Below are 19,602 nucleotides of genomic sequence, written 5' to 3' on the forward strand. Positions count from 1 at the left end.
CCCTTGTCTTCCGAGCACCTTCTGGAAGTACTGAACCCCGCGACCGAGGAGGTCGTCGCGGCCATCGCGGCGGCCGGCCCGGCCGACGTCGACGCGGCGGTCACCCTGGCCGCCCGGGCCCAGACCGTCTGGGCCGCCCTCGCACCCGGCGACCGCGCCCGGCTGCTGCGCCGCTTCGCGGCCACCGTCGACGAGCACCTGGAGGAACTGGCCCGCCTGGAGGTCCGCGAGGCCGGCCACCTCATCGGCAACGCCCGCTGGGAGGCCGGCAACGTCCGTGACCTGCTGGACTACGCGGCCGGGGGAGTGGAGCGGCTCACCGGCCGGCAGATCCCGGTGCCCGGCGGCCTGAACGTCACGATCCTCGAACCGCTCGGCGTCGTCGGCGTGATCGCGCCCTGGAACTTCCCCATGCCGATCGCCGCCTGGGGCACCGCCCCCGCCCTCGCGGCCGGCAACGCGGTCATCCTCAAGCCCGCCGAGACCACCCCCCTCACCGCCCTGCGCCTCGCCGAACTCGCCCTGGAGGCCGGGCTCCCCGAGCACCTCTTCCAGGTCCTGCCGGGGCACGGCGCCGTCGCGGGCGAGGCCCTGGTCCGGCACCCCGGCATCGCCAAGGTCGTCTTCACCGGCTCCACCCGCACCGGGGCGCGCGTCGCCGCGATCGGCGCCGAGCAGGTCAAGCCGGTCACCCTCGAACTCGGCGGCAAGAGCCCCAACATCGTCTTCGCCGACGCCGACCTCAAGACCGCCGTCGACCCCTTCTCCTTCCTCGACAACTCCGGCCAGGACTGCTGCGCCCGCACCCGCATCCTGGTCCAGGAGCCGGTGTACGACGAGGTCCGCGAGATGCTCGCCGAGGCCCTGGCCGCCGTGGTGGTGGGCGACCCGGCCGACGAGAAGACCCAGATGGGCCCGCTGATCTCCCGGCAGCAGCTCGACCGCGTCCGGAGTTTCGTCCCCGACGACGCCCCGGCCCTGCGCGGCAGCGCCCCCCAGGGTCCCGGCTTCTGGTTCCCGCCGACCGTGCTCACCGGCGAGCGGCCCGACTCGGCGGCGGCCTGCGAGGAGATCTTCGGCCCGGTCGCCGTCCTGCTGCCGTTCACCGACGAGGCGGACGCCGTCCGCCTGGCCAACGACACCCCCTACGGCCTCTCCGGCTCCATCTGGACGAGGGACGTCGGCCGGGCCCTCCGCGTCTCCCAGGCGGTCCGCGCCGGAAACCTGTCCGTCAACTCCCACGCCAGCGTCCGCTACTGGACCCCGTTCGGCGGCTACAAGCAGTCGGGCGTCGGCCGTGAACTCGGCCCCGACGCCCTGGCCGCCTTCACCGAAACCAAGAACGTCTTCATCAGCACGGAAGGCCCCGCACAGTGACCCAGGCTCAGGAGAACATCTGCCGCCGACTGGTCGGCCGTACGGCCGTCATCACCGGAGCCGGCAGCGGCATCGGCCTCGCCGCCGCGCGCCGCCTCGCCTCCGAGGGCGCGCACGTCGTCTGCGGCGACGTCGACGAGGTACGCGGCAAGGCCGCCGCCGAGGAGACCGGCGGCACCTTCGTCAAGGTCGACGTCACCGACCCCGAGGAGGTCGAGGCGCTCTTCCGGACGGCCTACGACACGTACGGCAGTGTCGACATCGCCTTCAACAACGCCGGTATCTCCCCGCCCGACGACGACTCCATCCTGGAGACCGGCCTGGAGGCCTGGAAGCGCGTCCAGGAGGTCAACCTCACCTCGGTCTACCTGTGCTGCAAGGCCGCCATCCCCTACATGCGGCAGCAGAGCAAGGGCTCCATCATCAACACCGCGTCCTTCGTGGCGAGGATGGGCGCCGCCACGTCCCAGATCTCGTACACGGCCTCCAAGGGCGGCGTCCTCGCCATGTCCCGCGAACTGGGCGTGCAGTTCGCCCGCGAGGGCATCCGCGTGAACGCCCTGTGCCCCGGTCCGGTCAACACCCCGCTCCTCCAGGAGCTGTTCGCCAAGGACCCGGAGCGCGCCGCGCGCCGTCTGGTGCACGTCCCGGTCGGCCGCTTCGCCGAGGCCGAGGAGATCGCCGCCGCCGTCGCCTTCCTGGCCAGCGACGACTCCTCCTTCGTGAACGCCACCGACTTCCTGGTCGACGGCGGGATCGCGGGGGCGTACGTGACACCCCTCTAGGCCCCTGGCTCTAGAGTGCCGGGATGAGCATGACGCCGCCGCCCGGCTGGTATCCCGACCCGCACGGCCCCCATCTGGAACGCTGGTGGGACGGCACGGCCTGGACCGAGCACCGCCGCGCGCCGGGGGGCACCGCGGGCCCGGTGCCCCCGCCCCCGGGCGGCGGCACCGGGCGCGCGAAGACGGTCGCCCTCGTCACCGCCGGGGCGGTCCTGGTCGCGGCGATCGTCACCGGAGCCCTGGTCCTCGCCGGCGGCGACGACAGCGGCGCGGAGACGAGGACGGTTCCGACCGCCCCCGGCCCCACGGCGTCGGACCCCTCGGAGCCGACTCCGGAGACGTCTTCCTCCGAGCCCTCCGCCGACGACCCGGCCGTCGTCGAGGACCAGCTCAACGGCGTCACCTTCCCGCTGCTCGACGGCTGGGTCCGCCCGCAGCACGTCGCCGAGGACGACGTCGTCATGACGACGGACGGCACATACGACTGCCCCGGCGACGGCACCGTCTGCCGCCACGGCCTCGTCGTCTCCCGCACGGTCACCGCGAACGACGAGAAGTCCCCCGAGGCCCTCGCCAAGGCGGACATCTCCGAGGCGGCCGAGGAGGCCTACGACCGCGACCGGATCGGCCGCAAGCCGCACGGGGGCATGGAATCCCACGAGGTCGTGAAGTCCGGGCCGGTCGCGGTGGCGGGCCGCGCCGGGTACTTCGTGCGCTGGCGCGTCCACACCGCCAAGGGGCCGGGCGGCTACGTCCAGTCGCTCGTCTTCCCCTCCAGCGTCGGCACCGAGTCACCGGTCCTCGTCCGGTACGTCTTCGACGCGGGCGAGGACGGACCGCCGCTCGCCGACATGGACCGCGTCACCAAGGGCATCCGCCCGGTCGGCGACGCGGACACGGGCGGCGGCGTCGGCAGCAGCATCGGCCCCTCGGACTGACGCGGTTACAGGAAGGTGTGTCCCTCGCCGCGATAGGTCGGCACGGTCGCCGTCACCGCGTCGCCCTCGATCAGCCGCAGCTGGTCGAACCGCTCGCACAGCTCACCGGCCTTCGCGTGCCGGAACCAGACCTTGTCACCGATCAGCAGATCGTCGGCCGGAGAGCCGAGCAGCGGCGTCTGCACCTCACCGGCCCCCTCCTGAGGGTCGTAGCGCAGCCCCTCGGGCAGATACGGCACGGGCGACCGGTCCGCCCCGGCGGCACCGGACGCGGGATACCCGCCACCGAGCACGGTCACCACGCCCACCCCGGGCCGCCGTACGACCGGCTGGGCGAACAGGGCCGCCGGACGGCCGCTGAACGACGTGTAGTTGTCGAACAGCCGCGGCACGTACAGCCCCGAGCCGGCGGCGATCTCGGTCACCGAGTCCTCCGCCGCCGTGTGCTGCACCGAGCCGGTGCCGCCGCCGTTGACGAACTCAAGCCCCGGCACCACGGCCCGCACCGCGCGCACCACCTCCGCACGCCGCTCGGCGAGTTCACGCCTGGCGGCGGCCTGCATCAGCCGCACGGCACGCGAGCGCAGCGGGCGCCCCGCCACCGCGTCCCCGACACCGGCGACGTGTCCCTCGTACGCCATGATCCCCACGACCTCGAAGCCGGGCCGCCGGGCCACGGCCCGGGCCACGTCCGCGACCTGCGCGGGGGAGTGCAGCGGCGAACGCCGGGCCCCGACGCGCACGCGCCCACCGAGCAGCCGCAGGGACGTGTCCAACTCCAGGCACACCCGCACCACTTCACGCCCACCGCCCCGCGAGGCGTCGATCAGATCGAGCTGCGCGACATCGTCGACCATGACGGTGACGGCGGCGGCGAGCTTGGGATCACCGGCCAGCTCGGCGTACGCGGCACGGTCGGCCGACGGGTAGGCGAGCAGCACGTCCTCGAACCCCGAGCGGGCCAGCCACAGCGACTCGGCGAGCGTGAAGGACATGATCCCGGCGAAACCGTCCCGGGCCAGGACGCGTTCCAGCAGCGCCCGGCACCGCACGGACTTGCTGGCGACCCGTACGGGCTTGCCCCCGGCGCGGCGGACCAGATCGGCGGCGTTGGCGTCGAAGGCCTCCAGGTCCACGATCGCGAGAGGGGCGTCGAGATGGGCTGTGGCCCGGTCGTAACGGGCCCGGTCGGCGGCGCGCGCAGTCATGAACGCAGCCTGCCAGACTGGATTACCGCAGGGTAGGGGGACGTTCCGGGCAGATGCCCCGGGCTCGTGGACTGGTTCCCGTATCCGCAGGAACAAGCCGTAGAGTGACGCGCACGTACGGCGGAACGGGCCGGCCGGGGATCCGCGCCGGGATGACGCTCCGTCCGTACGGGTATGTGTGCCCGGGACGATTACGTGCCGGGCCTCGGGCAGGACGCCACCGGCCCGCGCAGAACGCAGCGGCCCGGGCACGAGGAAACGGGGGGTGCATGAGCACGGAAGCGCGGCGTGCCCCTTTCCCCCCACGCCCCACCAGCCCACCGCGTCCCCCACACCCCCCGGAGAACACGACACCCACGGACGACGCCGCGTCGCCCGCGGACCCGCTCGACTCTTCTGACCCCGGCCGGCCGACCAGGACGCGTGGTGTGTCGGACGGGCGTGGGTTCTTCGACGCCGGCGGCATGACGACAGAGACGCAGGGCCCCTCCTCGGCGCGCGAGGCCACCTCGACGGACTCTGCCACCGAGGACCGGGCCACGTCCCGTGGGCGTATCGGCGCGGGTGGCTCATCGTCAGGCGACGGCACCGGTCCGGGCTCCTCCGGTTCCGTTGGCGGTTCGAACGGGCGCCCCCGCTTCCCGAGCCTCGGTGCCACCGCGCCCGAGCGCACGGAGTCGACGACCCCGCCCCCGCCGCTCGCCTCCGCCCGCTTCCCGGACACGCCGCCCGGCGTCCGCCCCGAGACCCGGCCAGAGCCGAACAAGCCGTCCACCCGGCCCGGCGTCCGCCCCGAGTCGAACAGGCCGTCCACGCCCCCGCCGTTCGCCTCCGCCCGCTTCCCGGACACGCCGCCCGGCGCTCGCCCCGAGGCCCGGTCAGAGCCGAACAAGCCGTCCACCCGGCCTGGCGTCCGCCCCGAGTCGAACAGGCCGTCCACGCCCCCCGGCGCCCGCCCCGAGTCGAATGGGCCGTCCACCCCGCTCGGCGTCCGCCCTGAGTCGAACAAGTCGGCCACACCGCCTGCCACCCCTCCGCGCCCCGGTCACCTGCCGGGCGCCTCCGGACGGCCCGGGCCGCTCCCCGCGCCGCGCCGTGCCGGCGCTCCCGCCGAGGACGCGGCGGAGACGACCCGGCGCCTGCGGCCGATCCCCGCAGACCCGGCACCCGCCGAAACCGCCGGAACCGCCGGAACCGCCGGAACCGCCGGAACCTCCGGCCGTCCCGGTCCCGTACGCCCCGGCACCCCGCCGCGCCCCACCCGTGAGCCGCAGGCCGGTACGGGCCTGCTCGGCGGAGCCGATGCCGGTTCCGGTGCCATGCCCGCGATGAGCATGCCGCCCGCGCCCACCCAGCGCCCCCGCCCCGCGACCCCGGCCCCTCCGCCCCCGGAGTCCCCCCGCGTCTCGCCCGACCCGGCCTTCTCCTGGAGCGCGAGCGGCCCCCTGACCCCCGGCGGGACACTCACCGGCGCCCGGCCCGTCGTGTCGTTCGGGCAGCCCGAGGTGTACGACGACGACGCCCGGCCCCGCCTGCTCGGCCGACGCGGTGCGTCGCAGGCCGCCGCTGCCGCCGCCTGTCTCGTGCTCGGGCTGGGACTCATCTCGGGTGCCGTCACCGGCAGCTGGCTGATCGGGGACTCCGGCGAGGAGGGCTCGCGCAGCACCTTCTCCACGGCCGGGAGCCTCTGGCACAGCGTCCCCGTCGACCAGCTCTTCCCGCCCACCGTGCAGGGCAAGGGCGCCGGCCCCGGCGGCGCCGACCGCACCTGGACCCGTATCGCCGTCGCCCCCGACAGCGGCTGCGAGGACGCCTTCGACCCCCTGCTGCGCAAGGCCCTCGCCCCCGTCGGCTGCGAGCGGCTCCTGCGCGCCACCTACACCGACGCCACCCAGAGCTACGTGACCACCGTCGGCCTGCTCTTCACCACGGCCGACGCCCCGGGCATGACCTCCCTCGCGAACCGTTTCCGCAAGGAGCGCCTGGACCGCCGCAGCGACCTGATGCCCCTGCCGTACGCCGCGAAGAACACCCCCGCCGCCGACTTCGGCAGGGGACAGCGAGCCGCCTGGACCGTCTCCGTGCTCACCGAGGCCCCGGTCGTCGTCTACGCCGTCTCCGGCTGGGCCGACGGCCGCACCGTCGACGACCCGCAGCCCGCCGAGGACGCCATGGAGCCGAACGCCACCACCGCCCCGGCCCAGGCCGGCCTCGGCAACGAGGCGCAGGGCCTCGCCGACCGCGTCGAACGCGACCTCCGCAGAAACGTCCGCTCGGCCACGGAGCAGCCGTCGTGAAAGCCGTAAGCCGCCCGGCCGGACAAGCCTTCGCGCCACGGCGAGCCGTCGCGACCCGGCGGGCCGGAGCCCTCGGCGTCCTGCTCGCCGCGGGCCTCGTCCTCCTGCCCGCCCCCGCCGCCCACGCCGACAGCATCCGCGCCCAGCAGTGGGCCCTGGAGGCCATGCACACCCAGGAGGCCTGGCAGACCACCAAGGGCGACGGCATCACCGTCGCCGTCCTGGACACCGGTGTCGAGGCCGACCACCCCGACCTGGTCGGCAATGTCCTCACCGGCAAGGACCTGGTCGGCTTCGGAGCCGAGCCGGGCGAGCGCGCCTGGGCCCGGCACGGCACCGCCATGGCCGGCATCATCGCCGGCCACGGACACGGCCCGGGCAACGCCGACGGCGTCCTCGGCATCGCCCCCGAGGCAAAGATCCTCCCCGTCCGCGTGATCCTGGAGGACGGCGACCCCTCCCGCGCCAAGGCCCGCAGCACCCGCGGCAACGCCCTCGCCGAGGGCATCCGCTGGGCCGCCGACCACGGCGCCGACGTCATCAACCTCTCCCTCGGCGACGACTCCGCCTCCGCCCACCCCGAACCCACCGAGGACGCGGCCATCCAGTACGCCCTGAAGAAGGGGGTGGTCGTCGTCGCCTCCTCGGGCAACGGCGGCGAGAAGGGCGACCACATCTCCTACCCGGCCGCCTACCCGGGCGTCATCGCCGCCACCGCCGTCGACCGCTCCGGAACCCGCGCCACCTTCTCCACCCGCCGCTGGTACGCCACCGTCAGCGCCCCCGGCGTCGACGTCGTCATCGCCGACCCCGACCACAAGTACTACGAGGGCTGGGGCACCAGCGCCGCCGCCGCCTTCGTCTCCGGCGCCGCCGCCCTGGTCAAGGCCGCCCACCCGGACCTGACCCCGGCCCAGATCAAGTCGCTCCTCGAGGACACCGCCCGCAACGCCCCCGTCGGGGGCCGCGACGACTCCCGGGGCTTCGGCTTCATCGACCCGGCCGCCGCCATCAAGGCCGCCGACGGGCTGAAGCCGGAGGGCCTGCGCGCGGTGTCGCACAGCGAGAAGTACTTCGGCAGCGGCCCGGACGACGAGTCCTTGGGCGGCGACACCGCCGACTGGGCCGCCCCTCTCGCGGGCAGTGCCGGTGGCGTCCTGCTGGTGGCGGCCGTGGTCCTGTGGCGCGGCCGCCGTACGCACCGCGACGACTTCTAGCCGTCGAGGGACCCCAACCCCTGCCGAGGCGGCGGCACCCGGCCGATAGGGTCGACGACCGTGGCGAACAAGAACATCCCCGACTCCGGCTTCTCCGACGACGACGGCTCCGCCGACCCCCGGCTGAGCGCGGCCCTCACCGCCTGGTCGGAGGACCGCGGCGCGGTCGGCCCGGTCCTCGACGCCCTCAAGGGCGCCCGGCTGCTCGTCCCCGTCGTGGCCGTGCTCGGCGAGGTCGAGGAGGACGAGCGGGGACTGCGCCACGAGAAGACCAGCGACATGGCCGTACCGACGCTGAAGGCCGGAAGCCGCACCGCTTTGCCCGCCTTCACGTCCACGGAGTCCCTCGCCCGCTGGGACCCGGCGGCCCGCCCCGTCGCCGTGCCCCTGCACCAGGCGCTCCAGGCCGCCGCCCACGAGAAGGCGGACACGGTCGTGCTGGATCTGGCCGGGCCCGTGCCCTTCGAACTCACCGGCTCCGCGCTGCTCGCCCTCGCGGAGGGCCGCTCGACCACCGACCCGCTGGCCGACCCGGCCGTGATCACGGCCGTACGCGCGGCCGTGGCCGCCGAGCCCGCCGTCCTGCGCGCCCATCTCGGACCGGGCCGCGCCGACGGCACCCTCGCTCTGGTCCTCGCCCCGTCCGCGACCCCGGCCGAGGCCGCCCGGTCCGTCGCCGAGCGGCTCGCCGCCGACGAAACGCTGAGGGCCCGCCTGGTGCGCGGCCTCGACCTGGCACTTCTGCCGGCCGAGGCGACGCCCCCGGGCGAGCCCTTGTTCGAACGCTGACGGACCTGCCGCTCCCGGCCGGCCTCAGTGACCCGCCGTAGAAGCGACCGGCCGTGGAAGTGGCTAGCCGTAGACCGGGCCCGTGTACTTCTCGCCCGGCCCCTGGCCCGGCTCGTCCGGGCTCAGCGACGCCTCGCGGAACGCCAGCTGCAGCGACTTCAGGCCGTCGCGCAGCGGCGAGGCGTGGAAGGAGCTGATCTCGGTCGCGGAGGCGTCCAGCAGGCCGGCCAGCGCGTGCACCAGCTTGCGGGCCTCGTCCAGGTCCTTGTGCTTGTCGCCCTCCTCGGTCAGACCGAGCTTCACCGCGGCGGCGCTCATCAGGTTGACGGCGACCGTCACGATCACCTCGACCGCCGGGACCTCGGCGATGTCGCGGGCCATGGCGTCGAAGTCGGGGGATTCAGGAGGGGTCTCACTCATGCCCCACACGATAGGCGCAGGGCGGCCCCCTGCCGCACCAGGCCCCACGGCGCACCAATTAGCCGTTCCTGGCCATTGCTGGTAACCTCGTGTAACGACCGGTCGGACCCGTATGCCTCACGGCCCGCGAGCCCGACCCACAAGTGGAGGCTTTCGAACTCCCACCTGATCGCCCCCAGGGCGGCGGGTCACCGGTCAGACGATCCCGTCCCAGCGGCGGCGATCCGTCCGAAAGCGCGCCCCGCGGTCACCGCGGCGGTGCTCCGGTAGTTCGAGGAGCCCCGCCTGGGATCGTCCGGGGCATTTTTTCTGCTTCGGCGCGGTTAGGTCTATCGAATAGAGACGTTACGCGGCCGTCCGCCAGACCGTCGCGTGGTGCTACCGAGGAGGATCCATCAGCGCCGAGCCCCGCATCAACGACCGGATTCGCGTTCCCGAGGTGCGACTTGTCGGTCCCAGTGGCGAGCAGGTGGGCATCGTCCCCCTGGCCAAGGCACTGGAGCTTGCGCAGGAGTACGACCTGGACCTGGTCGAGGTCGCGGCGAATGCCCGTCCGCCCGTGTGCAAGCTCATGGACTACGGGAAGTTCAAGTACGAGTCGGCCATGAAGGCCCGTGAGGCGCGCAAGAACCAGGCGCACACGGTCATCAAGGAGATGAAGCTCCGGCCGAAGATCGACCCGCACGACTATGACACCAAGAAGGGTCACGTCGTCCGGTTCCTCAAGCAGGGCGACAAGGTCAAGATCACGATCATGTTCCGTGGTCGCGAGCAGTCCCGGCCTGAGCTGGGCTACCGACTGCTGCAGCGTCTCGCGGAGGACGTCCAGGACCTCGGTTTCGTCGAGTCGAACCCGAAGCAGGACGGCCGAAACATGATCATGGTCCTCGGTCCGCACAAGAAGAAGACCGAGGCGATGGCCGAGGCTCGCCAGGCGCAGGAGGCCCGCAAGGCGGAAGCGAAGGCCAACCCCGGCCGCTCGCAGAACGCCGCGGAAGCCGACGCGGACGTCGAGGCGCCGGCCGAGGAGCCCGCCGAGGCGTGACCCCTGGGGACGCGAGTCCCGAGGAAGCAATCGAAACAAGACGACGCTCCACCGTGCCCGGTTTCACGACCGGGCACCGGAGCGCCACCGACGAGGAGAGTACGGCGCTATGCCGAAGAACAAGTCGCACAGCGGGTCCAGCAAGCGCTTCAAGGTCACCGGCTCCGGCAAGGTGCTCCGTGAGCGTGCCGGCAAGCGCCACCTGCTCGAGCACAAGTCGTCCCGTGTGACGCGCCGCCTCACCGGCAACGCCGAGATGGCCCCGGGCGACGCCAAGAAGATCAAGAAGCTTCTCGGCAAGTGACGCATCGGCGCGCGAGCGCCGTACGTCAGGACCGGGACCCAATCGATTTCGGGCCGTGTGACGACCACCACGGCCCCGCTACAAGGAGTTAAAAAGTGGCACGCGTCAAGCGGGCAGTGAACGCCCACAAGAAGCGCCGGGCGATCCTCGAGCAGGCCTCCGGCTACCGCGGTCAGCGTTCGCGCCTGTACCGCAAGGCCAAGGAGCAGGTCACCCACTCGCTGGTCTACAACTACAACGACCGCAAGAAGCGCAAGGGCGACTTCCGTCAGCTGTGGATCCAGCGCATCAACGCCGCTGCCCGCGCCAACGGCATCACGTACAACCGCTTCATCCAGGGTCTGAAGGCCGCGAACGTCGAGGTCGACCGCAAGATCCTGGCCGAGCTGGCCGTCAACGACGCCGGTGCGTTCGCCGCGCTCGTCGAGGTCGCCCAGAAGGCGCTGCCGAGCGACGTCAACGCGCCCAAGGCTGCGTGACGCCGCGCCGGCCGCAAGCCGACGTGATTCAAGGACCCGCAGGCCGAACGGCCTGCGGGTCCTGCTGTGCAGCGAGCAGAAAGTGAACAGGATGTCCCCCGCCACGCCCGAGCTCATCTCCCCCCGCTCACCCCGCGTGCTGGCCGCGCGGCGGCTGGCCAAGCGGAACTTCCGGGGGAAGGAGCGGCTGTTCCTCGCCGAGGGGCCGCAGGCCGTGCGCGAGGCGGCCGGGCACCGGTCCGGGGACACGGCCACGCTCACGGAGCTCTTCGCGACGGTGGAGGCCGCCGAGCGGTACGCCGACATCGTGGGGGCGGTCCGGGACGCCGGCGCCCGCGTGCACCTCGCCTCCGAGCAGGTCATCGCCGACATCTCCACCACCGTCACCCCGCAGGGACTCGTCGGCGTCTGCCGGTTCCTGGACACGCCCTTCGAGGAGGTCCTCCAGGCGCGGCCCCGGCTCGTCGCCCTCCTCGCGAACGTCCGCGACCCCGGCAACGCCGGAACCGTACTGCGCTGCGCGGACGCCGCCGGCGCCGAGGCGGTCGTCCTGACCGACGCCTCCGTCGACGTGTACAACCCCAAGGCCGTCCGCGCCTCCGTCGGTTCCCTGTTCCATCTGCCCGTCGCCGTCGGCGTCCCCGTGGAGCAGGCCGTCGACAGGCTGCGGGCCGCCGGAGTCCGGGTCCTCGCCGCCGACGGGGCGGGCGACCGCGACCTCGACGAGGAGCTCGACAAGGGCACCATGGGCGAGCCGACCGCCTGGGTCTTCGGGAACGAGGCCTGGGGCCTCCCCGAGGAGACCCGCGCCCTCACCGACGCCGTCGTGCGGGTCCCGATCCACGGGAAGGCCGAGAGCCTGAACCTCGCCACCGCCGCGGCCGTATGTCTCTATGCGTCCGCGCGTGCACAGCGCGCCGCCGGAGGGTGCCGTTCCGTCACCGGGAACTAGTAGGGTGACCAGCTCAGGGACCCTCCCCCAAGCTGTCGGCTGCGCTCGAGCAGGGGGGACCCCCATGGAACCTGAGAGGTGGGGAACGGGGATGAGCGTCGGCACGAGCAGCGCACCGGGAGCCCAGGACGCCGGGAACCCGCCCGCCGCGTTCGGGCCGCCCGGTGATCTCGCCGGCCTCGGCATAGACCCCGACCAGCTCCCCGACGGACTCGTCGTCGCCGACGAGCAGGGCCGCGTCATCTGCTTCAACGCCGCCGCCCAGCGCATCACCGCCGTCACCGCCCGGGACGCCCTCGGGCAGCGGCTCGAGAAAGCCCTGCCGTTAGAGGACCTGGAAGGCCGCCGCTGGTGGCAGCTCACCGACCCCTACGGCGGCCTCGCCATCCGGGTCGGACAGCCCGAGCGCAACCTCCTGCTCCCCGGCGGGCGTGAGGTGCTGGTCTCCGCGCGCTACGTCCGCAGCCGCCCCACCGGGCCCGTCCGGCGTCTCATCGTCACCCTGCGCGACACCGAGGCCCGCCGCCGCACCGAGCGCAGCCACGCCGAGCTGATCGCCACCGTCGCCCACGAACTGCGCTCCCCGCTCACCTCGGTCAAGGGCTTCACCGCCACCCTGCTCGCCAAGTGGGAACGCTTCACCGACGACCAGAAGCGGCTGATGCTGGAGACCGTCGACGCCGACGCCGACCGGGTCACCCGGCTCATCGCCGAGCTGCTCGACATCTCGCGGATCGACTCCGGCCGGCTGGAGGTGCGCCGCCAGCCCGTCGACATCGGCGCGGCCGTCGGACGGCACATCCAGGCCTACGTCGCCGCCGGGCAGGCGGCCGACCGGTTCCTGCTGCGCCTCCAGCAGCCGCTGCCCGATCTGTGGGCCGACCCCGACAAGATCGACCAGGTGCTCAGCAACCTCCTGGAAAATGCCGTGCGGCACGGCGAGGGAACTGTCACGATCGACGTCACGGCCACGGCGTCCCTCCGCGAGGGAGAGTTCGCCGAGAACGCAGCCACGTCGGTCACGGTGAGCGACGAGGGGCCCGGCATCCCGGAGGAGTCCATGAACCGCGTCTTCACCCGCTTCTGGCGGGGCAGCAAGCGCGGTGGCACCGGCCTCGGGCTCTACATCGTCAAGGGCATCGTCGAGGCCCACGGCGGCACCATCACGGTCGGCCGCGCGCCCGGCGCCGGCGCCGAGTTCCGATTTACGTTGCCCGTGAGCGCTCCGGCCTATCTCGCCTGAGCCGCCCGCGGGCGCATTCGTATACCTCCACCCCGTTAGACTCGGCCATTGGCACCCATGTGTCCTGCACACGGCCCATCGCGGAGTCTCGGAGTCGGTGACGGGGACCTTCAGTTAGCCAATCGGAAGCACGGGAAGAGATGTCGGCACCCAATAAGTCGTACGACCCGGTCGAGGTCGAGACACTGAAACCGGAAGAGATCGAGCGCATGCGGGACGAGGCGCTCGCCGCCTTCGCCGCCGCGGACTCCCTCGACGCACTCCAGGAGGCCAAGGTCGCCCACACCGGCGGCACCTCCCCGCTGGCCCTCGCCAACCGCGAGATCGGCGCCCTGCCCCCGCACGCCAAGGCGGAGGCCGGCAAGCGCGTCGGCCAGGCACGCGGCGCCGTGAACAAGGGCCTCGCCGCCCGCCAGGCCGAACTCGAGGCCGAGCGGGACACCCGCGTGCTCGTCGAGGAGGCCGTGGACGTCACGCTGCCCCACGACCGGGTACCGGCCGGCGCCCGGCACCCGCTCACCACGCTGTCGGAGCGCATCGAGGACATCTTCGTGGCCATGGGCTACGAGGTCGCCGAGGGCCCCGAGGTCGAGGCCGAGTGGTTCAACTTCGACGCCCTGAACATCGGCCCGGACCACCCGGCCCGCGGCGAGCAGGACACCTTCTTCGTCAAGGGCGCCAAGGGCGGCACCGAGTCCGGTGTCGTGCTGCGCACCCACACCTCGCCCGTACAGATCCGCTCCCTGCTCGACCGCGAGCTGCCGGTCTATGTGATCTGTCCCGGTGTCGTCTACCGCACCGACGAGCTGGACGCCACGCACACGCCCGTCTTCCGCCAGGTCGAACTGCTCGCGATCGACGAGGGCCTCACCATGGCCGACCTCAAGGGCACCCTGGACCACATGGTCCAGTCGCTGTTCGGCGAGGGCATGAAGACCCGGCTGCGGCCGAACTTCTTCCCCTTCACCGAGCCGTCCGCCGAGATGGACATGGTCTGCTACGTGTGCCGCGGCGCCTCCGTCGGCAACCCCGACCGGTCCTGCCGCACCTGCTCGTCCGAGGGCTGGATCGAGCTGGGCGGCTGCGGCATGGTCAACCCGCGCGTGCTGCGGGCCTGCGGTGTCGACCCGGAGAAGTACAGCGGCTTCGCCTTCGGGTTCGGCATCGAACGGATGCTGATGTTCCGCCACAACGTCGAAGACATGCGAGACATGGTCGAGGGTGACGTCCGGTTCACCCGGCCGTTCGGGATGGAGATCTGATGCGGGTCCCGCTTTCTTGGCTGCGGGAGTACGTCGACCTGCCGGAGACGGAGACCGGTCGTGACGTGCAGGCCAAGCTGATTTCGGCCGGTCTGGAGGTCGAGACCGTCGAGCAGCTCGGCGCCGACCTCAAGGGTCCCCTGGCCGTGGGCCGGGTGGCGACCATCGAGGAGCTGACGGAGTTCAAGAAGCCGATCCGCTTCTGCACCGTCGACGTCGGCCAGGCCAACGGAACCGGCGAACTCCAGGAGATCGTCTGCGGCGCCCGCAACTTCGCCGTCGGCGACAAGGTCGTCGTCGCGCTGCCCGGCGCTGTCCTGCCCGGTGACTTCCAGATCGCCGAGCGCAAGACCTACGGCAAGATGTCGCGCGGCATGATCTGCTCCAGCGACGAGCTGAGCATGGGCGACGACGGCACCAAGGGCATCATCGTGCTGCCGCCGGAGACCGAGGTCGGCAAGGACGCCGTCGAGCTGCTGGAGCTGGTCGACGAGGTCCTGGACATCGCCGTCACCGCCAACCGCGGCGACTGCCTGTCCATCCGCGGCGTCGCCCGCGAGGCCGCCATCGCCTACGGTCTGCCGCTGCGCGACCCGGCCCTGCTCGACGTGCCCGGCCCGAACGCGTACGGCTACCCGGTCCAGGTCTCGGACCCCACCGGCTGCGACCGCTTCACGGCCCGCACGGTGGCCGGTCTGAGCGCCGAGGCCCGGTCCCCGATCTGGCTGCGGCGCCGGCTGCAGAAGGTCGGCATGCGCCCGATCTCGCTCGCCGTCGACGTCACCAACTACGTGATGATGGAGCTCGGCCAGCCGCTGCACGCCTACGACCGCGGTCTGGTCCAGGGCACCATCGGCGTGCGCCGCGCCGAGCAGGGCGAGAAGCTCACCACCCTCGACGGTGTCGAGCGCACGCTGGGCGCCGAGGACCTGGTGATCACCGACGACCGCGGCCCGATCGGGCTCGCGGGTGTCATGGGCGGCGCCAACACGGAGATCGCCGACCACGACGACGTGGAGAACGCCACGGCCGACGTCGTCATCGAGGCCGCGCACTTCGACTCGGTGTCCATCGCGCGTACGGCCCGCCGCCACAGGCTGTCCTCCGAGGCGTCCCGGCGCTTCGAGCGGGGCGTCGACCCGCAGGCCGCGGCCGCTGCCGCGCAGCGCACCGTCGACCTGCTGGTCCTGCTCGCGGGCGGCACCGCCGAGGCCGGTGTCACCGAGGTCCAAGCCCCGACCGCGCCGCACACCATCACCGTCCCGGCCGACCACCCGGACAAGGTCGCGGGCGTCGTGTACGGCCGCGAGACCGTCGTGCGCCGCCTCCAGCAGGTCGGCTGCGACGTGTACGGCCAGGACGAGCTGATCGTCACCGTGCCGTCCTGGCGGCCCGACCTCACCGCCCCGAACGACCTGGCCGAAGAGGTCATCCGGCTGGAGGGCTACGAGAACCTGCCCTCCACGCTGCCCAGGCCGCCGGCCGGCCGTGGCCTGACCCACCGGCAGCGGCTGCACCGCCGCGTCGGCCGGGCCCTGGCCGGGGCCGGGTACGTCGAGGCGCCGAACTACCCGTTCATCAGCGAGCAGGTCTTCGACCGGCTCGGCCTGGAATCCGACGACCCGGCCCGCCGTGTCGTGAGGCTCAGCAACCCGCTGAGCGACGAGGAGCCCGCGCTGCGCACCTCGCTGCTGCCGGGGCTGCTGGGTGCCCTGCGGCGCAACGACGGCCGGGGCTCGCACGACCTCGCGCTGTTCGAGACCGGCCTGGTCTTCCAGCCGCGCGAGGAGCAGCCCGTCGCCGTCCGGCTGCCCGTCGACCGCCGGCCGACCGACGAGGAGATCGCCGAGCTGAACGCCGCGCTGCCCGTGCAGCCGCGGCACGCCGCCGTCGTCCTCGCCGGTGCCCGCGAGCAGGCCGGCTGGTGGGGCAAGGGCCGTCCGGCCGACTGGGCCGACGCCGTCGAGTCCGCGCGGACCGTCGCCCGCGAGGCGGGCGCCGAGCTGATCATCCGCAAGGGCCAGTACGGGCCGTGGCACCCGGGCCGGTGCGCCGAGCTGGCGATCACCGTGGACGGTGCCGAGCGGGTCGTCGGTCACGCGGGGGAGTTGCACCCGCGCGTCGTCAAGGCGCTGGGACTGCCCGCGCGTACCTGCGCGATGGAGATCGACCTGGACGCGGTGGAGAAGGCCGGCGACGCCGCGCTGACGGCACCCCGGATCTCCGCGTTCCCCGTGGCCACGCAGGATGTCGCCCTGGTGGTCGACGCGGTGGTTCCGGCGGCGGAGGTCGAGGAGGCCCTGCGCGCCGGTGCCGGGGAGCTGCTGGAGTCGATCCGGCTGTTCGATGTGTACGAGAACCCCGAGCAGTTGGGTGAGGGGCGGAAGTCCCTCGCGTACGCGCTGCGGTTCCGGGCGGCCGACCGGACGCTGACGGTGGACGAGGCGTCGGCGGCCCGGGACGCGGCCGTGGCGCTTGCCGGTGAGCAGGTGGGAGCCGAGTTGCGGAGCTAGCTCCGGATCACCCATCCGGGTGGTAAAGGCAGGTAATCCTGCCCTTTCCGGCTCCCTGTCGACAGAATCGGACCGGCCCACTTGGGCCGGTCCGATTCTGTGTGTCAGGGCCTAATTGGGGGGCCATCGGCATGATCCGCTTCAAGGGTCGGGTGCGCAGCCTCGGTCTGCCCGGTGCAGTGCTCCTCTTCGCGGTCGGTACCGGGGTGATCCTTCGCGCGCGGCGGACGCTGATGCGTGAGCTGCGGCAACTGCGCCGGGTCGCGGCCGCCGCGCAGAACGCGGTGCTGCGGCCGCTGCCCCCGCGTATCGGCGGGCTCGACGTCGCCGCCGCCCAGGTGTCGGCGGAGCATGGCGCCGCGATCGGCGGTGACCTGTACGAGGTCCTCGCCACCGAGCACGGCGTCCGGGCCGTGATGGGCGACGTACGCGGGCACGGCATCGGCGCGTTCGGGACCGTCGCCGCCGTGCTCGGCTGCTTCCGCGACGCCGCGTACGACGAGGCGGACCTCGGCGGGGTGCTGCGCCGGCTGGAACGCGCCCTGGACCGCCATCTGCGCCAGGAGCATCCGGGAAGCGTCGCCGAGGAGTTCGTGACCCTGCTCCTGGTGGAGATCCGCGCCGGCGGCGAGATGGTCGCGCTGAACTGCGGGCACCCGTGGCCGTACCGGCTGAGCGGTACCCGCGTCGAACAGCTCGCCCCCGCCGACCCGTACCCGCCCCTCGGCGTCTTTCCCCTGCCGGCCGTTCCGGCGACCGTCGCTCTCGGTCATCTCCCGCCCGGGGACGCGCTGTTCCTCTACACGGACGGTGCTCAGGACGCGAGGGACGCCCATGGCCGGTTCTTCCCCCTGCCGTTCGTGCTGGCGAGCGTCGCACGGGAGGAGCCGCTCGCACCCCAGGCGGTACTGCGCGGTGTCCAGAGCGCGCTGGTCGACCACTCCCAGGGCACCCCGGCCGACGACATCGCCCTGCTGGTCCTGAGGAACGAGGGGTTCATGCCCCCAGGGGTGCGGGGACCTGCGCGAACCACCACCACGCACCCGCAGCCGACAACGCACCTCTGACCCACCGGCGATGACTCGCCCGGCCGGCCGGCGATGCCGTCCGCCCCGCCACGGAGTGTCGGGCAGGCGGCCGGGCGGACGGCGGAAGCGGGCCGCCGCACTGTACGAGGGGGAGCCGGCGGCCCGGCCGGCCTCTTGCGAGGCATTTCAGTCAACCGGCCGGCGACTCTGCGCGACAGCGCGCGCACAGCGCGGATTCGAGCACTCCGTTCACACCCCGTGTGAAGACGGAACCACTAATCTGGCCGCACCGAGCCACCGGGGGGCCCACATGCAGCCCAACACTCTGCTCGACGCGATCCTGGACGAAGCCGGGGTCTCGCACGCGGGGCTGGCCGCACACGTCAACCAGGCGGGACGGGCACGGGGCCTGTCCCTGAGGTACGAACACACCGCCGTCGCCCGGTGGTTGAAGGGGCAGCGCCCCAGGGGCCAGGTGCCCGACCTGATCTGCGAGGTGCTCGCCGCCCGGCTCGGACGGCACGTCACCCTCGACGACATCGGTCTCGGCCTGCCCGGCGAGCCGGCCGCCCCGCACACCGGCTCGCTGTCCGGGTTCGTCGAGCGGGCCACCGCCTTGTGGCGCTCCGACCAGCAGCAGCGCCCGCACATCCTGGGCGCGCCCGCGCTCACCGGTACGCCCGCCGTGATGCCGGTGTGGGAGTGGGAGAACCCGCCCGAGGACGTCGACGTCTCCCGCGGCGGCAGACACCGTGTCACCGCGGGCGACCTGGAGATGCTGCGCTCGGCCCGGACCCACTACGAGCAGATGTACCGCAAGGCCGGGGGCATCGCGACCCGGGCCCGCATCGTCGGCTTCCTCAACGCCGAGGCCGCCCCGCTGCTGCGCGGCAGCTACACCGACGAGACGGGGCGTCAACTGCACCGTGCGACGGGCGGCTTGGTGGCCGTCGCCGGGATCTGTGCCTACGACTCCGACGCCCACGGCCTCGCGCAGCGCTACTTCCACCAGGCGCTGCGCCTCGCGAAGGCCAGCGGGGACCGGGGGCTCGGGGCGTATGTGATCGCCCTGCTCGTCAACCAGTCGCTGTTCATGCGGGAGTACCGGCAGTCCGTCGCCTTCGCGGAGGCCGCGCTGCGGGCCGCCGGCAAGCAGATCACCCCGGCGCTCTCCTCCGACCTGTACGCGATGCAGGCCAAGGCGTACGCGCATCTCGGCGACGGCACCAGCGCGCTGTCCTGCATCCGGCGGGCCGAGCAGTCCGCCGAGCGGATCCGGCGCGGGTACGAGCCCGACGAGACGGGCTATGTCCAGCCGGGGCTCGTCAATGTCCAGGTGGCGGAGGCGCTGCTCAGTCTCGGGGAGCTCGCGGCCGCCGGGGAGCATGCCGCCGCCGCCGTCGACAACCCGGCGCACGACCGCGGCCGGGTGCACCGGCTGGCGATGCTGAGCACCATCGAACTGCGGCAGGGCAATGCCGACAAGGCGGTGGTGATCGCCGTGCAGATGGCCGAGCAGGCCCGCGGCATGGAGTCCCAGCGGCTCCGGGACCGGCTGCGCGCGGTGCGTGAGCATCTGGTGCGCAGCGGTGGCGCGGGCACGGCCGAGGCCGCCGAACTCATCGACGGGGCGCTGCGCGTACCGTTGTAGATCCGGGGCAGCGGCGTCCGCGTCATACCGAGCGACGTCCTGTGCGCCTGCTGTCCGTACGTCCCTGCTGCGATATTGCCACTTACTCGACGGA

General features: G+C 73.0%; 17 protein-coding genes. 15 read left to right on the top strand and 2 right to left on the bottom strand.

All coding sequences use genetic code 11. The features are described from left to right. The first annotated feature begins 3 nt into the window (after window positions 1-3). The 3 genes from KJK29_RS31280 to KJK29_RS31290 are packed head-to-tail and all read left to right on the top strand — an operon-like array spanning window position 4 to window position 3,100. Entirely contained in the window at window positions 4-1,377 is a 1,374-nt protein-coding gene (locus KJK29_RS31280; protein WP_215122526.1) for an aldehyde dehydrogenase family protein, read from the top strand. Continuing rightward, window positions 1,374-2,162, top strand: coding sequence for a 3-oxoacyl-ACP reductase (locus KJK29_RS31285; protein ID WP_215122527.1), 789 nt, complete (start codon window positions 1,374-1,376; stop codon window positions 2,160-2,162). Before KJK29_RS31280 ends, KJK29_RS31285 begins: the two co-directional genes overlap by 4 nt. A gap of 29 nt (window positions 2,163-2,191) precedes the next feature. Continuing rightward, window positions 2,192-3,100 carry a DUF2510 domain-containing protein gene (locus KJK29_RS31290; protein WP_215124523.1) on the top strand — a complete coding sequence of 303 codons (909 nt, stop codon included), beginning with the start codon at window positions 2,192-2,194 and terminating at the stop codon, window positions 3,098-3,100. A 5-nt stretch (window positions 3,101-3,105) separates the two neighbouring features. Here the strand turns inward: KJK29_RS31290 and KJK29_RS31295 are convergent, their stop codons facing one another. Next, entirely contained in the window at window positions 3,106-4,308 is a 1,203-nt protein-coding gene (locus KJK29_RS31295; RefSeq protein WP_215122528.1) for an amino acid deaminase/aldolase, read from the bottom strand. A gap of 464 nt (window positions 4,309-4,772) precedes the next feature. Here KJK29_RS31295 and KJK29_RS39020 point away from each other — a divergent pair, with 464 nt between their 5' ends. The 3 genes from KJK29_RS39020 to KJK29_RS31310 are packed head-to-tail and all read left to right on the top strand — an operon-like array spanning window position 4,773 to window position 8,611. Next, window positions 4,773-6,605: a hypothetical protein gene (locus KJK29_RS39020; protein WP_251057984.1), complete on the top strand. Its 1,833-nt coding sequence runs from the start codon at window positions 4,773-4,775 to the stop codon at window positions 6,603-6,605. Then, window positions 6,602-7,822 carry a type VII secretion-associated serine protease mycosin gene (gene mycP, locus KJK29_RS31305; RefSeq protein WP_370869171.1) on the top strand — a complete coding sequence of 407 codons (1,221 nt, stop codon included), beginning with the start codon at window positions 6,602-6,604 and terminating at the stop codon, window positions 7,820-7,822. Before KJK29_RS39020 ends, mycP begins: the two co-directional genes overlap by 4 nt. A 60-nt stretch (window positions 7,823-7,882) precedes the next feature. Further along, a complete protein-coding gene (locus KJK29_RS31310; RefSeq protein WP_215122529.1) occupies window positions 7,883-8,611 on the top strand; it encodes an SseB family protein in 729 nt (242 codons plus the stop codon). A 63-nt stretch (window positions 8,612-8,674) separates the two neighbouring features. On the opposite strand, the gene KJK29_RS31315 is transcribed toward KJK29_RS31310, so the two are convergent. After that, entirely contained in the window at window positions 8,675-9,031 is a 357-nt protein-coding gene (locus tag KJK29_RS31315; RefSeq protein ID WP_215122530.1) for a DUF1844 domain-containing protein, read from the bottom strand. A gap of 394 nt (window positions 9,032-9,425) precedes the next feature. On the opposite strand from KJK29_RS31315, the gene infC reads away from it, so the two are divergent. From infC to KJK29_RS31360, 9 genes are all read left to right on the top strand, one after another. Continuing rightward, window positions 9,426-10,076, top strand: a complete 651-nt coding sequence (gene infC, locus KJK29_RS31320) for a translation initiation factor IF-3 (protein ID WP_215124526.1) — start codon at window positions 9,426-9,428, stop codon at window positions 10,074-10,076. A 109-nt stretch (window positions 10,077-10,185) separates the two neighbouring features. Next, the gene (gene rpmI, locus KJK29_RS31325) at window positions 10,186-10,380 is read left to right on the top strand and encodes a 50S ribosomal protein L35 (protein WP_003989075.1); all 195 of its coding nucleotides are present in this window, start codon (window positions 10,186-10,188) and stop codon (window positions 10,378-10,380) included. A 95-nt stretch (window positions 10,381-10,475) separates the two neighbouring features. Beyond that, entirely contained in the window at window positions 10,476-10,859 is a 384-nt protein-coding gene (gene rplT / locus KJK29_RS31330) for a 50S ribosomal protein L20 (RefSeq protein WP_004002577.1), read from the top strand. A 91-nt stretch (window positions 10,860-10,950) separates the two neighbouring features. Next, window positions 10,951-11,811: a TrmH family RNA methyltransferase gene (locus tag KJK29_RS31335; protein ID WP_215122531.1), complete on the top strand. Its 861-nt coding sequence runs from the start codon at window positions 10,951-10,953 to the stop codon at window positions 11,809-11,811. A gap of 91 nt (window positions 11,812-11,902) precedes the next feature. Further along, window positions 11,903-13,054 (top strand): sensor histidine kinase, encoded by a 1,152-nt coding sequence (locus KJK29_RS31340; protein ID WP_215122532.1) that lies wholly within the window; start codon window positions 11,903-11,905, stop codon window positions 13,052-13,054. Window positions 13,055-13,194: 140 nt separating this feature from the next. Continuing rightward, window positions 13,195-14,316: a phenylalanine--tRNA ligase subunit alpha gene (pheS, locus tag KJK29_RS31345; protein WP_215122533.1), complete on the top strand. Its 1,122-nt coding sequence runs from the start codon at window positions 13,195-13,197 to the stop codon at window positions 14,314-14,316. Then, on the top strand, window positions 14,316-16,829 hold the full coding sequence (pheT, locus tag KJK29_RS31350; RefSeq protein WP_215122534.1) for a phenylalanine--tRNA ligase subunit beta: 2,514 nt from the start codon (window positions 14,316-14,318) through the stop codon (window positions 16,827-16,829). The genes pheS and pheT overlap by 1 nt, the downstream gene beginning before the upstream one ends. A gap of 131 nt (window positions 16,830-16,960) precedes the next feature. Next, window positions 16,961-17,896, top strand: coding sequence for a PP2C family protein-serine/threonine phosphatase (locus KJK29_RS31355; RefSeq protein WP_215122535.1), 936 nt, complete (start codon window positions 16,961-16,963; stop codon window positions 17,894-17,896). A 271-nt stretch (window positions 17,897-18,167) separates the two neighbouring features. Continuing rightward, window positions 18,168-19,508 carry a transcriptional regulator gene (locus KJK29_RS31360; RefSeq protein WP_215122536.1) on the top strand — a complete coding sequence of 447 codons (1,341 nt, stop codon included), beginning with the start codon at window positions 18,168-18,170 and terminating at the stop codon, window positions 19,506-19,508. Window positions 19,509-19,602 lie beyond the last annotated feature (94 nt).

This window comes from Streptomyces koelreuteriae (assembly GCF_018604545.1).
In the GTDB taxonomy this organism is placed as follows: Bacteria; Actinomycetota; Actinomycetes; order Streptomycetales; family Streptomycetaceae; genus Streptomyces; species Streptomyces koelreuteriae.